Here is a 13,558-nt window from a genome sequence, read left to right on the forward strand (position 1 = left end):
TAAGTGTTAAAGATTTTGAAAACGAAGAACTTTGGCGCGAGTTTAAAGCTTATGCGGTCAAACGAGGTCTCAAAATAGCTCAAGCCCTTGAGGAAGCTATAAAGCTGTGGATAGAGAAACAAAAGAAAAAGGAAAAAGAAAGTAGCTGATTTTTTAAGGATAAAGTTAAATGTTGAAAAAAGAAACACTTAAGGAAATTGGAAAGCACTTTTTAACGCTTGCTACAGTTTTCCTTTCAGTAGGACTGATAAGTCCATTATTCCAAAGAGGAAAAGTTTCTCTAACCAACCTAATTATTGCTTTCGGGTTTTGGTGTGCGTTCTTTGTGTTAGGAGTTTATCTTATCAATAAGGGAAGTGAAAATGGATAGCTACACAGTAGGGTTCACTTTAATAGGTTTAGGAATATTAATAATAGGACTTTTAATAGTTTGGATTGTTAATAGACAAGAGAAAGTTTTGAGAAAAACAAAACAACCCTAAATTAAACCTATGGACTGGGGTCACTAACAGGAAATACAAATACTTTGTAGACCCGATTACCGGAAGAAAAAAGAAGGTTCCGCAGGATAACACGGTTGTTGTTCCGGTACCTCATTTGAAAATCGTTGATGAACATATCTGGGAAAAGGCAAATCAAAGACTACGTGAACAAAGAAGAACAACAAAACGAGTTAGGAAAATGCATCCGCTTTATCAAATAGTTAGGTGCGGGCATTGTGGAGATTTCATGGGAAGAGAAGGCGATAAGTTAACCTGTTTAAACTACCGCAATAAAAAAACTTGCGATAATCCCATAAGGCTTGACTACCAGTTTCTCTATAAATGGCTGGTCGGAAATCTTAAACAATACATTCTTCTTAACAGAGAAAAAATAGAGAAAATTGCAAGGAATTTAAAAGCAAAGGACAAGGGCTATAAAGAGGAACTTGCAAGAATGAAGGCTAAACTGGAAAACCTCATGGAGCTGTATGCCGAAAGACCTTCACCTTACCTTAAGGAGAAAATCAGGGAGTATGAATTAAAAATAGAAAAACTTGAGGAACTCTGTAAAAGACAAGAAGCCGAATTTGATTTTGATAAAGCTTTAAGGAACCTGGAAAAAGTCCTAAGACTTGACGCAACGGAAGCAAACAAAATCCTCAGGATGTTTGTAGATGAAGTGGTAATTTCGGAGAAACACGGGATTATCGATTTAAGGATAAAAACCACAGCTCCTTTATCCACGGTTGTGGGAGTTAAAGAAATGGGCTGCCCGGGACTCGAACCCGGAACCTGCGGATTAAGAGTCCGCCGCTCTGCCGATTGAGCTAGCAGCCCTTATAAGGATAATTATAACACATTGGCCGGGCTGGCGGGAGTCGAACCCGCAACCTCGGGATCCGTAGTCCCGCGCTCTATCCAGTTGAGCTACAGCCCGTCCGAAATATATATTTTAATACCATTTTCTCACCTGAGTATGTTTCTCACCTCTTCGGGTATTGAAACTATTTTCCCTTCCTTCACCATACAGTGTTTTGTCTCTCCGTAAGAAACGGTTTCTTTCCCTTTTAGCACTTCATACACAAAGGAGAAAGTAAAGCGTGTTAAATCTTTCAACGTAAGGTGTATCTCAAACTCATCGTCGTAAAAGAGAGGCTTTTTATACTCACAGGTTGCGGTCAAAAGAACTACCTCAAGGCCCTTTTTTCTCAGTTCACTATAGGGTAGTCCTTTGCTTCTGAGGAACTCACCCCTCGCCTCCTCAAAGTATCGGAAGTAGTTAGAGTGGTGAACGATACCTTGGGCATCCGTTTCGTAGAACTGAACCCTTCTTTTGTAAATAAAGGGCATAATTCTATATTAATGGAAGCCTTTATCCTTATGCTCATAAAAGCCTTTATCTCTCTCCTAGCTATAATGAACCCTTTCTCAAGTGTTCCCATCGTTATGTCCCTAACCACCCAATACTCAAAGGAAGAGATAAGGAGGATAGCTTTCTTTGCAAGTTTTTACGCCTTTTTAATACTTTTCTTTTTCCTTCTCAGCGGAGACTTTCTTTTTAGGTTTATGGGAATAACCATACACTCCTTTAAGGTAGGAGGTGGAATACTTCTATTCCTTATAGCTATAAACCTCGTTCAGGGAGAAGTACATAAAGAAAAAGGTAGGAGTCAGGACATAGAGGCTGCACTCCAGAGGGAAAACATAGCACTCATACCCCTTGCTATGCCTCTCCTTGCCGGACCGGGTGCTATAACGACCGTCCTCGTTCTGAGAAGCTACGGAAAGAACCTCGTTGATTTTGCTGCAGTTCTGCTTGCCATACTTTTGGCCTGCTTTATTGCCTTTGTTGTTTACTCCTCAAGTTCCTTCCTTTACAGATTCTTGGGAAGAACGGGGATAAACCTAGTTACGAGAATATCGGGAATACTCCTTCTTGCCGTCTCGGTTCAGTTCATAACCGACGGTCTTAAACCTCTTTTAAAGTAGGACCTTAACCGCAAATATTACGAGTTGATGAAGTATTATAAAAAACGCAACAGCTGTGTAGAAGTGACTCATCCTGGTGCAGAACTTAAGACAGAAGAAAAAGACACTGAGAAATAAAAAGGGAGTGATTACTGCATTGGCTACGTTTACCGCTACACTTTCCCTCACTCTTTTCTTCCTGAGCCCCTTCTTTTCAAACTGTCTTAGGTTTAATACGTATCTCTCAAAGCCTACTATAAACAGATTTTCCTCTTCTGTTATCACGGTTCCCTTTCTAAACAGGAAAACACCGTTGCCCTTATACTCAAGCTCCTTTGAGAGTATAGTTATATCCCTAAACTTAAAAAAAACATTCTTATACCTGCCTTTTTTCCTTTCGTCAACGTATATAACCGCTCCCCCTAAACCTACGAAAGTTTTGACGGGAACCTCTCTGAAGAAGCTGTCCTGATACCTAAAAAGGAGATTTTTTCTGACAAAGGCAACTTTTTCCTCTATGAGAGTTCCCGAAAGTAAAACCATAAGGATGTAGAGAGATACGAAGGGAACAGAAAAAAAGTATAGGATTTTAAAGTCCGAAATCCCAAAGGAGTAAAATACGTGAACGAGTCTTCTTTCTTTAAAACTGTTTATAAGGGATGCGGTTGCAAGGATTACACCGTCGGGAAGAAAGAAGTATGTGTAGAAGACACTCCAAACCGTAAAGAAACCGAGAAAGTCCTTAAAGGGAACACCCAGAAGTATCCCGCTTAAGCGAACAAACTGAAGACTGAAGAGAATAACCGAAAGAAGAAAGGCACCAAGGAAAGAAGTTTTTAAAAAGCGATAAAATACGTAGGACCTTAGCATCTCTATGGTATATTAACTCACGAAATGTCTTACCTTTTGGAGTTTATAGCTACAGGCTTTTACGTTGGAAAGTTTCCTTTCGCTCCCGGAACACTCGGAACCCTCGTTGGCATTCCCTTAGTTCTTCTCCTCTACCTTGATAAGAGTGTTTACCTTATAGGAAGCTTAATTCTTTTCTTCCTCGGTTGGATTTCCTCCGAATACATGGTAAACGTGAAAAGGGAAGAAGACCCCGAGGAGGTTGTTATAGACGAGATAGTGGGATACATTCTCTGTTTTCTCTTCGTTGAACCAACAACGAAAGCCTTAATAACAGCCTTTATAGTGTTTAGAGTAATAGATATATACAAACCCTTTCCGGTTAACCTCTTTGAGAACTTTCCGGGGGGACTGGGTGTTATGATGGACGACGTTGTGGGAGGGATAATAACCTCTTTTGTTCTGTATCTCCTGTTACAATAATTCTTTATGAAAATCAGAGTCGCCCACAGCCCGGATTCGGACGATGCTTTTATGTTCTATCCCCTTGTTAAGGGACTTATAGACACGGAAGGTCTTGAGTTTGAACATATACTTGCGGATATTGAAACATTGAACAGAGAGGCTCTAAAGGGAACGTATGAAGTTTCCGCTATATCTTTTCACGCGTACCCTTACGTGGCGGATAAGTATGCTGTTCTTCCGAGCGGCGGAAGTGTAGGAGAAAGATACGGTCCCATAGTGGTATCAAGGGAAGAATTAGAAGGCATTAAAGGTAAAAAAATAGCGGTTCCCGGTGAGCTAACAACCGCTTTCTTAACACTCAAGCTTTACGAACCCGAGATTGAACACGTAGTTTATCCCTTTGATAAGATTATAGATGCGGTTTTAAAGGGAGAGGTAGATGCGGGACTCGTCATCCATGAGGGACAGCTATCCTATAAGGACTACGGACTTAAGAAGGTCGTTGACCTCGGAGAGTGGTGGAAAGAGAAATACGGACTTCCCTTACCTCTGGGTTGCAACGTCGTCAGGAAGGACCTCGGTAAAGAAGTAATAAAGAAGATAGAAAAACTTATGAGGAAGAGTGTTGAGTATGCACTAAGGGAAAGGAAGAAAGCCCTTGAGTATGCTATAAACTACGCAAGGGACCTAAAGGAAGACCCAAACAGAACAGAGAAGTTTGTAAGTATGTACGTAAACGAGAGGACGGTTGATTACGGAGAGGAAGGAAGGGAGGCAGTAAGACTTCTTTTAAAGCTCGGGAAGGAGAGGGGAATAATAAAAGCGGATATACCCGAAAAGATATTCTCGGATGAGCTCCTTTAAGGAAGGAGAATACGTATTAATAGTTCACGGCGAGAGGAAGTTTCTCAGAAAACTTATTCCGAAGCAAAGCCTGAACGTTAAGAAAGAAGTTCTAAAGTTTGACGAGGTCGTAGGAAAGCCTGAAGGGGTAAAAATAGGAAACTTTGAAGTTTACAGACCAACCCTCGAAGACTTAATACTTCTCGGGTTTGAGAGGAAAACCCAGATTATTTATCCGAAGGATGCCTTTTACATAGCCTTTAAGCTCGGACTGAGTAAAGAAAAAAGAGTTCTTGAGTTTGGAACAGGGAGCGGGGCTCTGTGTGCTGTTTTTTCTCAGATTGCAGGAGAGGTTTGGAGCTATGAGGCTGTTGAAGAGTTTTACAAAACTGCAAAGAAGAATTTTGAGAAGTTCGGTATAAAGGGGAACGTAAAACTGTTTAACGAGGATTTCGGGAAGGCTTACGTTCCGCCGAATTACTTTGACGCGGTATTTGTTGACGTTAGAGAACCTTATCCTTTCCTTGAAAAGGTTTACAACGTCCTTAAGGACGGAGGTAGCGTGGGATTTCTCCTACCTACCGCAAATCAAGTTATAAAGCTTCTTGAAAGTATAGGTAATTTCTTCGGAAACATTGAGGTTCTTGAGATACTACAGAGGTATTACAAGAGGGTCCCCGAGAGGTTCAGACCCGAGGACCAGATGGTGGGACATACCGCTTACCTAGTCTTCGGGAGAAAGCTCACTTCTTCGTAAAAGCCTTTATCCGTTCTTTTAGCTCCGCAAGGATGAGAAGGGCTTTAACGGGAGTGGTGTTTCCTATATCTATTTCCTCTATTTCCTTTATCACCTCTTCGTAAAGTCTTAGCTTCTCTTCATCCACGGACCTTTTATAAGTTTCCTCCAGGAAGGGAAGAACTTCCTGTTTACCTTTTTCGCCTTCAAGCTCCTTGAGTATCTTTTTAGCTTCCCTTACAAGGTCTTCCGGCAGTCCCGCAAGTTTTGCAACGTCTATGCCGAAGCTTCCCTTTGCCCTTCCCTCTTTAAGTATGTATAAGAACCTTATTCCCTCCTCTGTTTCTTCAACCTCCATATGGTAGTTCTTCACACCTTTTACCTTTTTCTCAAGCTCTGTAAGTTCAAGGTAGTGGGTTGCAATGAGCGTTTTTGCTCCTATCTTCTCGCTTATGTATTTCACTATAGCCTTGCTTATCGCTATCCCGTCGTAGGTTGAGGTTCCCCTTCCTACCTCGTCAAGAATTATTAAACTTCTCTTCGTTGCGTTGTTGAGTATGTTCGCCACATCAAGCATTTCGTTCATAAAGGTTGAAACACCTAAGGCAAGAACATCGCCCGAACCTATTCTCGTGAATATCGCATCAACCAGCGGTATCCTTGCACTTTTCACCGGAAGGAAGCTACCCGTATGGGCGAGTAGTGTAAGAACCCCTACCTGCCTTATATAGCTTGATTTTCCCGCCATGTTCGGACCCGTTATTACGTGTATGAACGCCTCATCCGTTAGCCTTGTATCGTTCGGAACGTAGTTTCTGGTAAACTCCTCTATGACGGGGTGTTTTCCTTCCTCAATTATCAGCTCGTATCCTTCGTGAACTTCAGGTTTTACCCATCCCTTTTCAAGGGCAAGCCATGCGAGGGACTGTATGTAATCCACTTCCCCTATGAGTGTGGCGTTATTTCCCACCTTATCCAGCTCCTTTACCACTTCCTCCCTTAGTTCCCTGTATAGCTCATACTCAAGCTCGTTTATGCGGGTCTGTGCAGAGAGAATCTTTTCCTCAAGTCTTTGTAACTCTTCCGTCGTATACCGCTCGGCGTTTGAAAGTGTTTGTCTTCTCCTGAAGTGCTCGGGAACGTATTTAACGTTAGCCTTCGTTACCTCTATGTAGTATCCCATAACCTTGTTGTATCCAATCTTCAGGCTCTGTATTCCCGTTTCCTTTTTCAGTTTCTTTTCATACTCCTTCAGGAGTTTTTCCGCATTTTCCCTTATAAAGCGAAGCTCATCAAGGTAGGCGTTAACGCCTGTCTTTATAAGTCCTCCTTCTTTTACGTGAAGCGGAGGGTCATCAACGAGTGTTTTATCTATCAGGTCTGCAACTCTGTTTAGATTAAGAAGTGAGCTTTCTATCTCTTTAAATATTTCAGAATCAAGAAAAGATAGAGTTTTCCTTATCTCTTCAGCCTTCCTTAAGGAGTTTTTGAGATGTATTAGTTCCCTCGGGCTTGCCATGTTTGAGCTTATTCGTGATACGAGTCTCTCAAGGTCGGACATACCCTCAAGTATTCTCCTTATCTCACTCAGAACCTCCTTCTTGTTTATAAGTTCCTCAACAGCCTCCTGAACCTTTTTTATTCTATCTACGCTTCTGAAGGGATTAAGAAGCCTAAACCTGAGTCTTCTCCTTCCCATACCCGTGAGGGTTCTATCAACAACCTTAAAAAGGGACAAGTCTTTTCTTCCTTCTATGCTTTCGGTAATCTCAAGACCTTTAACCGCCTTCAGGTCAAGCTTTACGTATCCCTCATCAACGTAAGGTTTTGGTTTTGGGATAAGGGGTGTAAAAGATTTCTGGGTAGTTTTCGCATACCTGTAAACCGCTCCGAGGGCAAGGGCTAAATCCTCATCCTGAAATCCGAAGGCTTTTACCGACGGGACTCCGTAATCCCTAAGAAGTTCTTCACTTCCCTCCTCAAAGAACTCCTCTTCAAGCTCCGTTATATGAAGCTTTAAAACTTTTTCAAGTTTTTCGGGAAGTTTTTCCCCTCTCTTTACGATAATCTCCTTTATATTGAACTTAGAGAGAAAGTCTATAAGTTCTTCTTCCTTTACCTTTGCTCCTATGAACTCGCCCACCGATAGGTTAAGGTAAGAGACGAGGTGGTTCTTCCCTTTTCTGTAAATCGCACAAAGTCCGCCCGTTTCTCTCTCAAAAAAAGTTCCGGGTGTTATAACTCTGATGACGTCCCTCTTTACTATACCCTTTGCCTTTGAAGGGTCCTCCACCTGTTCGCATATGGCTACCTTGTATCCCTTATTTACAAGCTTTGCTATGTAGTTGTTTGCAGAGTGGTAAGGAACTCCGCACATGGGAATCCTTTCCCTTCCCTTGCCCACGGGTCTTGATGTTAGGACTAGCCCGAGCTCCCTGGAACCCACAACCGCATCCTCGTAAAAGAGCTCGTAAAAATCCCCGAGTCGGAATAAAAGAAGACAATCGGGATACATACTCTTGAACTGGTGATACTGGGCGAGCATAGGGGTAAGCTCTTTTTCCTCTTTTCCCATAAGATTTTAAGATAAGGTATGAAAGGGGAATTCGTAGTTCTCAGAAGGATAAGGGGCGGAGACGTTGACCTCGTTGCGACCCTTTACGGAACCCACGGGAAGTTAACTCTATTTCTGAGAGAAGGTTATCTTAATGAGAATCCCCTTTTCGGAGTTTTTGAGCCTTTTAACTGGGTTGAGATAGATTTTTACCAGTCGGGAAATATAGTAATCCCGAACGATGTGAAAAAAGTAAAAAGGTTTTCATACAGGGCAAAAGATTACGAGCAGTTCCTTTATATGTCAAAAATAGCCGAGGTAGTTCTTAGGTTTGTCCATTCTTACGATGAGAGGATTTACGAACTTCTTTTAGGAGAGCTGGGTAGAAAGGTAAAAAACCTTAACGCTTCCGTTCTAAGGTTTTACATAAGCTTGATTGAGCTTTTAGGATACGCTCCAAAGTTCCTTTACGAGGGTGATATAAGAAAAAAGGTAAAAATTAACCTGGAAAACGGAGAAATAGGTAAGGGAGATTACGAAATAAAGGGAAGCTATATAGAGCTTTTGAGGAAGATTAAAAATATGGAGGATTACGAAAGGATAAGGATAACGAAAGGAAGTTTTAGGGAAATAGAAAAATTCCTGAGAGATTTTCTTAGTTTTCACACAAAGTGATAAAAGAGAGGAAGAAAGGGGATTAATCAAGCTCGGGCATATCCGTGGGGGTTATGTCTTTCTTCTTTTCTTCGGGTAAGTCGGCTATGAGTGCTTCTGCGGTTAGCATCGTTCCTGCTACAGATGCTGCGTTTTCTATGGCGGTTCTAACAACCTTTGTGGGGTCTATTATACCCGCTTCGTACATGTCTACGTATTCACCGGTTGCAGCGTTGAATCCCCAGGTTACTCCCTTTGTCTTTCCGAGTTCCATTACTTTTTCGAGAACTACGGAACCGTCGTATCCTGCGTTGTAAGCTATCTGTTTGAGGGGAACCCTTATAGCCTTCTTGACTATGTCTATACCGAGTTGTTGGTCGTGGTTGTCTCCCTTGAGGTTTTCAAGAGCTTCAGAAGCTCTTACGAGTGCTACTCCACCGCCGGGGACAATTCCTTCTTCTACTGCAGCCTTTGTTGCGTGGACCGCGTCCTCAACCCTGTACTTCTTTTCCTTGAGCTCAGCTTCCGTTGCAGCACCGACTCTTATTATAGCTACGCCGCCGCTGAGTTTAGCGAGTCTTTCTTGGAGCTTTTCCCTGTCGTAGTCGGAGGTGGTTTCCTGTATTTGTCTCTTTATCTGTTCTATCCTTGCTTGTATTTGTTGAGGATCTCCCTTACCGCCTATTATGGTTGTGTGTTCTTTGTCAACAACTACCTTTTCCGCTTGTCCGAGCATATCAAGGGTTACGCTTTCAAGCTTGATACCGAGGTCTTCGGTTATAGCTTGTCCTCCTGTGAGAACAGCTATGTCTCCAAGGTAGTCCTTTCTCCTTTGTCCGAATCCGGGAGCCTTTACAGCACAAGCTTTTAGAACTCCCTTAATGTGGTTTACTACAAGTGTAGCGAGGGCTTCTCCTTCAACGTCCTCAGCTATTACGAGGAGAGGTCTTCCGGCTCTTACGACCTGTTCAAGGACCGGAAGCAGGTCCTTTACGTTGCTTATCTTCTTTTCGTATATGAGTATGTAGGGATTTTCAAGAACGCATTCCATCTTTTCGGGGTCAGTTACGAAGTAGGGTGATAGGTATCCTCTGTCAAACTGCATTCCCTTAACGACTTCAAGAGTCGTTTCGGCGGACTTGCTTTCTTCAACGGTTATGACACCGTCCTTTCCTACTTCTTCCATAGCGTCCGCTATTATCTTTCCTATCTCTGTGTCGTTGTTAGCGGATATGGTAGCTACCTGTTCAATTTCCTTTCTGTCCTTAACGTCTTTGGAAAGCTTCTTGAGTTCTTCTACTACGGTCTTTACAGCTTTGTCTATTCCCCTCTTTACTTCCATTACGTTAGCACCGCTTGCAGCTACCCTCAGTCCTTCGTGGAATATAGCCTGTGCAATAACCGTTGCGGTTGTTGTTCCGTCACCTGCAACGTCTGCAGTCTTTGAAGCTACTTCCTTCACGAGCTGAGCTCCGATATTTTCAAACTTGTCCTTGAGCTCTATTTCCTTAGCAACGGTAACACCGTCCTTAGTAACTACGGGAGTTCCCCAGTTTTTACCTAAGATAACTTCCCTTCCCTTAGGACCGAGGGTTACCTTAACTGCGTTTGCAAGCTTATCAACACCTGCCTTTAACTTTGCCCTTGCTTCTTCGTTATAGATAATTGCCTTTGCTGCCATCTCACCTCACCTCCTAATTAAGCTTGATAATCTTCAACTACTGCAAGAACTTCATCTTCAGACATAACGAGATAAGTTTTTCCTTCAATTTCTACCTCGTTACCCGCATACTTGTTAAAGAGAACCACATCACCCTCCTTAACAGATAAAGGTTTAAGTTCTCCGTTATCAAGAAGTTTTCCGGGGCCAACCGCTACAACCTTACCGAGCTGAGGCTTTTCTTTGGCGGTATCGGGAATTATAATTCCAGAGGGAGTTCTTTCCTCCTTTTCCTCAAACCTTTCAACAACTATCTTGTCGTATAAGGGTCTCAGTTTCATTCTTCCACCTCCTCCGTTATTGCCTGGTCTTTTCACTTTCCAATTATATTAACATCTGTTTCTCGTGTCAAGACCCAATTTTAGTAAACCTCACTTAAGAATTTTAAGGAAAAAGTTTGTTAAGAAAAAAGCTTGTGAAAAGCGGGGAAGACTTAAGTTTAGTCTTTTCTTGTAAATCTTTATGAAGGCAATATATTAAATTGCAGGAGGTGTTCGGCCATGGAAGGCCTGAGAGAGGAAGCAATGAAGATATTTGAGGAAGCCTATAAATACCATATGCTCGGAGACATTGATAAAGCGATAGAACTTTACAGAAAGTCTATAGACGTTTATCCCACCGCTGAGGCCTGGACCTTCCTTGGATGGGCTTACAGCATGAGGGGAAACTACGAGGGAGCTATTGAGGCCTGTAAGAAGGCTATTGAGATAGACCCCGACTTTGGAAATCCATATAACGATATAGGTTCTTATCTCATAGAGCTCGGAAAACTTGACGAAGCGGTTGAGTGGCTTGAGAAGGCGAAAAAGGCAAAAAGATACGAGCCGAGACATTACCCCTACATAAACCTCGCAAAGGTTTACATGCTAAAAGGAAAGCTCTACGAAGCGTTGAGGGAAATTGAAGAGGCAATAAAGATAAGGCCCGACTACAAACCTTCCCACATGCTCAGACACCAAATTCTTGGAATGCTTAACTGATGGTTATAGCTCTCCTTACCGACTTTGGGACAAAAGACGGGTTCGTCGGTGCCCTCAAGGGGGTTATTCTCTCCATAAACCCCTCCGTCCGGATAGTTGATATAAGTCATGAAGTTGACTCCTTTGATATCCTGGAAGGAGCTCTTATTCTGAGGGCTCATTACTCCTACTTTCCCGAAGGTAGCATTTTTGTATGCGTTGTAGACCCGGGGGTGGGCTCGGAAAGAAAGGGTATAGTTGTTAAGACGGATAAATACATCTTTGTTGGTCCCGATAACGGTATATTTGACCTGGTCCTAAAGGAGGAAAAGGTTTTTGAGACTTATGTTATAGAAAACGATAAGTTTACCCTACCGAAGAGAAACAACACCTTTCACGGAAGGGACGTTTTCGCACCCGTTTCGGCATACCTTAGCAGGGGGATAACTCCCGAAAAATTGGGGAGAAGGGTAGAATACACCTTCAGGCTTGATATACCCGAGATTAAGGAAGGAAGGGATTACGTTGAGGGGGTCATTCTTTACTTTGATAAGTTCGGAAACGGGATAACGAACGTTCCCTGTGGAGATTACAAGGGAGGTATGTTTAGAGGGGAAGAGTTCAAAGTTGTTAACTTCTTCCTTGAGGGGGATAAGGATAAACTGAACGGGGTTTGCGGGAGCTTCGGATTTATGGAGCTTTTCGTTCCCTTGGAAAGTGCAAAAGAAAAGTTTAACCTGAGGAAGGGTGAGAAGGTGATATTCTTAAAATAACTACTTTCTGTTTTCTATGGATTTTTCTAAGGAATACTCGTCCGCAAACTCTATGAGGCTTCCGAACTGAAAGCCGTAAGCAGTTCTGGTAACCTTCACCGAGGGAAACCTCTTTTTAATGAGGTTCATAAGGTAGCTTGCTGTTGCTTCACCTTCAACGTTGGGGTTTGTAGCTATTATCACCTCCTTTACGTTATACTTTTCTATCCTTTCAAGGAGTTTGTCTATCGTCAGGTCTTCGGCAGATATACCCTCAAGGGGTGCAATTCTTCCTTGGAGAACGTGGTAAACTCCTTTATACCTCTCCAGTCTTTCTATGGCGTAAGCGTCCTGACTTTCTTCAACCACACATATGAACCGCTTTATCCTTTTCTCGTCAGAGCATATGGGACACAGCTCTCTATCGGTTATAAGGAAACACTCCTTACAAGGCCTAAGAGTTTCAACCGCTTCCTTTATCTTCTCAACTACTTTCTTTCTTTCCTCCGGTTTCAGCTTTAGAAGGTTATACATAAACCTGCTTGCTCCCCTCTCTCCGTAGGTCGGTATCTCCGTTATGCTTTCAAGGGCTTCTTTTAGCGCTTTTGGGAAAACCTCTTCAAAGGCCAAGCCCGAGCCCTCCCAACAGCCCGCCGAACTTCCTCCGGAAGGCTTCCTTTACCTTGTCCCTCGCTATATCCTGAGCCTGATTTATGAGCTCTATTAGAGTTGTTTTTACCTTTTCGCACTCTTTTTCTTCCTTAAACTCTATGTTAAGTATCTCACCGAGTCCGTTAAAAACTATCTCAACTCCGTCTTTCTCAAGAATGTCCTTTTCTTGCCTTAGCTCCTTCTTTACCTCTTCCATCGTTTCTTGAAAGTTTTTTAAGTTTTTCATAAAGTCGTAAATGTTCATCTCATCACCTCCAGAGCCTTTTTCGTCTCCCTAACCCTCTGTATCACCGTTATTAAGGAGCCAATAAAAATAACAAGTAAGCTCAACTTCCATAGTCCGAGAAGTATTCCAAAAAGGAGAACTACCCATCTCTCGGTTCTCTCAAATAATCCCCCTAGCCCGTAAACTCCTAAGCCTTCCGCCCTTGCCCTGGTGTAGCTCACACCGAAGGATGTTATTAAGGCCAGAAAGGAAAGAAGCGTTCCGAGTTCGTCTCCCTTTGAGGAGAAATTTACACCCATAGCTGTGAAAGGAAAGGCGTCGGAAAACCTGTCCGCGGTTGAGTCAAGAAACGCACCGAAAGGGGAAACTTTGTTAGTCCTTCTGGCTAAAGCACCGTCAAGGCTATCCGCAAGGGCACCTAGAAGCAAAAAAAGAAGGGCAAAAAGGGTTTCCTCCCGGTAAAGAAAGAGTGAGCCTAACCCCACATTCAAAAGTCCGAAAAGGGTTATGTAATTGGGATTTAAGTTTTTCTTTTCAAGAATGGTTATTATAGGTGTTACGAGATCTTCGTAATAAGGCTTTAGCTTTCTGGTAAGGACGCTCATTTAACTTTTAAAAAGTATATCACTTCGCAACGTCAACACCCAGACTTCCTATAACCGCAAATATGCTAACAAG

General features: G+C 42.6%; 16 protein-coding genes, 2 tRNA genes and 1 pseudogene. 9 read left to right on the forward strand and 10 right to left on the reverse strand.

The genetic code is table 11. The features are described from left to right. Positions 1 to 169 precede the first annotated feature (169 nt). Positions 170 to 370, forward strand: coding sequence for a hypothetical protein (locus ACWB1W_RS03745; protein WP_479370056.1), 201 nt, complete (start codon positions 170 to 172; stop codon positions 368 to 370). Positions 371 to 525: 155 nt separating this feature from the next. Next, a pseudogene (locus ACWB1W_RS03750) lies at positions 526 to 639 on the forward strand (hypothetical protein); the annotation flags it as partial. A 607-nt stretch (positions 640 to 1,246) separates the two neighbouring features. On the opposite strand, the gene ACWB1W_RS03755 reads toward ACWB1W_RS03750, so the two are convergent. The 3 genes from ACWB1W_RS03755 to ACWB1W_RS03765 all read right to left on the reverse strand — a co-directional run bounded on the left by ACWB1W_RS03755 (position 1,247) and on the right by ACWB1W_RS03765 (position 1,832). Next, a tRNA-Lys gene (locus ACWB1W_RS03755) sits at positions 1,247 to 1,319 on the reverse strand. A 23-nt stretch (positions 1,320 to 1,342) separates the two neighbouring features. Beyond that, positions 1,343 to 1,419: transfer RNA gene (locus ACWB1W_RS03760), tRNA-Arg, on the reverse strand. A gap of 29 nt (positions 1,420 to 1,448) precedes the next feature. After that, on the reverse strand, positions 1,449 to 1,832 hold the full coding sequence (locus tag ACWB1W_RS03765) for a YbgC/FadM family acyl-CoA thioesterase (RefSeq protein ID WP_479370057.1): 384 nt from the start codon (positions 1,830 to 1,832) through the stop codon (positions 1,449 to 1,451). A gap of 12 nt (positions 1,833 to 1,844) precedes the next feature. Between ACWB1W_RS03765 and ACWB1W_RS03770 the strand changes: the two genes are divergently transcribed. Then, positions 1,845 to 2,471 (forward strand): MarC family protein, encoded by a 627-nt coding sequence (locus ACWB1W_RS03770; protein WP_479370058.1) that lies wholly within the window; start codon positions 1,845 to 1,847, stop codon positions 2,469 to 2,471. On the opposite strand, the gene ACWB1W_RS03775 is transcribed toward ACWB1W_RS03770, so the two are convergent. Continuing rightward, the gene (locus tag ACWB1W_RS03775; protein WP_479370059.1) at positions 2,463 to 3,320 is read right to left on the reverse strand and encodes an LptF/LptG family permease; all 858 of its coding nucleotides are present in this window, start codon (positions 3,318 to 3,320) and stop codon (positions 2,463 to 2,465) included. The genes ACWB1W_RS03770 and ACWB1W_RS03775 overlap by 9 nt on opposite strands. A 24-nt stretch (positions 3,321 to 3,344) precedes the next feature. On the opposite strand from ACWB1W_RS03775, the gene ACWB1W_RS03780 reads away from it, so the two are divergent. The 3 genes from ACWB1W_RS03780 to ACWB1W_RS03790 are packed head-to-tail and all read left to right on the forward strand — an operon-like array spanning position 3,345 to position 5,364. Beyond that, positions 3,345 to 3,782: a phosphatidylglycerophosphatase A family protein gene (locus tag ACWB1W_RS03780; protein ID WP_479370060.1), complete on the forward strand. Its 438-nt coding sequence runs from the start codon at positions 3,345 to 3,347 to the stop codon at positions 3,780 to 3,782. Positions 3,783 to 3,788: 6 nt separating this feature from the next. Further along, positions 3,789 to 4,628 carry an MqnA/MqnD/SBP family protein gene (locus tag ACWB1W_RS03785; protein WP_479370061.1) on the forward strand — a complete coding sequence of 280 codons (840 nt, stop codon included), beginning with the start codon at positions 3,789 to 3,791 and terminating at the stop codon, positions 4,626 to 4,628. Next, positions 4,615 to 5,364 (forward strand): tRNA (adenine-N1)-methyltransferase, encoded by a 750-nt coding sequence (locus ACWB1W_RS03790; RefSeq protein WP_479370062.1) that lies wholly within the window; start codon positions 4,615 to 4,617, stop codon positions 5,362 to 5,364. Before ACWB1W_RS03785 ends, ACWB1W_RS03790 begins: the two co-directional genes overlap by 14 nt. Here the strand turns inward: ACWB1W_RS03790 and mutS are convergent. Then, positions 5,351 to 7,918: a DNA mismatch repair protein MutS gene (gene mutS, locus ACWB1W_RS03795; RefSeq protein WP_479370063.1), complete on the reverse strand. Its 2,568-nt coding sequence runs from the start codon at positions 7,916 to 7,918 to the stop codon at positions 5,351 to 5,353. The two genes, ACWB1W_RS03790 and mutS, sit on opposite strands and share 14 nt — an antisense overlap. 18 nt (positions 7,919 to 7,936) lie before the next feature. On the opposite strand from mutS, the gene recO reads away from it, so the two are divergent. After that, positions 7,937 to 8,572, forward strand: coding sequence for a DNA repair protein RecO (recO, locus tag ACWB1W_RS03800; protein WP_479370064.1), 636 nt, complete (start codon positions 7,937 to 7,939; stop codon positions 8,570 to 8,572). Between the two features lie 22 nt (positions 8,573 to 8,594). Here recO and groL read toward each other — a convergent pair whose 3' ends face one another. Both groL and groES read right to left on the reverse strand, forming a co-directional pair. Further along, positions 8,595 to 10,232 carry a chaperonin GroEL gene (gene groL / locus ACWB1W_RS03805; protein ID WP_479370065.1) on the reverse strand — a complete coding sequence of 546 codons (1,638 nt, stop codon included), beginning with the start codon at positions 10,230 to 10,232 and terminating at the stop codon, positions 8,595 to 8,597. 17 nt (positions 10,233 to 10,249) lie between these two features. Then, positions 10,250 to 10,552: a co-chaperone GroES gene (gene groES, locus ACWB1W_RS03810; RefSeq protein WP_479370066.1), complete on the reverse strand. Its 303-nt coding sequence runs from the start codon at positions 10,550 to 10,552 to the stop codon at positions 10,250 to 10,252. Between the two features lie 219 nt (positions 10,553 to 10,771). Between groES and ACWB1W_RS03815 the strand changes: the two genes are divergently transcribed. Together ACWB1W_RS03815 and ACWB1W_RS03820 are read left to right on the forward strand one after the other, a co-directional pair. Beyond that, the gene (locus ACWB1W_RS03815; RefSeq protein WP_479370067.1) at positions 10,772 to 11,251 is read left to right on the forward strand and encodes a tetratricopeptide repeat protein; all 480 of its coding nucleotides are present in this window, start codon (positions 10,772 to 10,774) and stop codon (positions 11,249 to 11,251) included. Continuing rightward, positions 11,251 to 12,003, forward strand: coding sequence for an SAM hydrolase/SAM-dependent halogenase family protein (locus tag ACWB1W_RS03820; protein WP_479370068.1), 753 nt, complete (start codon positions 11,251 to 11,253; stop codon positions 12,001 to 12,003). Before ACWB1W_RS03815 ends, ACWB1W_RS03820 begins: the two co-directional genes overlap by 1 nt. Here ACWB1W_RS03820 and recR read toward each other — a convergent pair whose 3' ends face one another. The 3 genes from recR to ACWB1W_RS03835 are packed head-to-tail and all read right to left on the reverse strand — an operon-like array spanning position 12,004 to position 13,485. Then, positions 12,004 to 12,612, reverse strand: a complete 609-nt coding sequence (gene recR, locus ACWB1W_RS03825; protein WP_479370069.1) for a recombination mediator RecR — start codon at positions 12,610 to 12,612, stop codon at positions 12,004 to 12,006. Further along, entirely contained in the window at positions 12,602 to 12,898 is a 297-nt protein-coding gene (locus ACWB1W_RS03830; protein ID WP_479370070.1) for a YbaB/EbfC family nucleoid-associated protein, read from the reverse strand. The genes recR and ACWB1W_RS03830 overlap by 11 nt, the downstream gene beginning before the upstream one ends. Then, complete coding sequence (locus ACWB1W_RS03835) at positions 12,895 to 13,485, reverse strand: CDP-alcohol phosphatidyltransferase family protein (RefSeq protein ID WP_479370071.1); 591 nt, start codon at positions 13,483 to 13,485, stop codon at positions 12,895 to 12,897. The genes ACWB1W_RS03830 and ACWB1W_RS03835 overlap by 4 nt, the downstream gene beginning before the upstream one ends. Positions 13,486 to 13,558: the final 73 nt, after the last annotated feature.

Source organism: Aquifex sp., assembly GCF_056494385.1.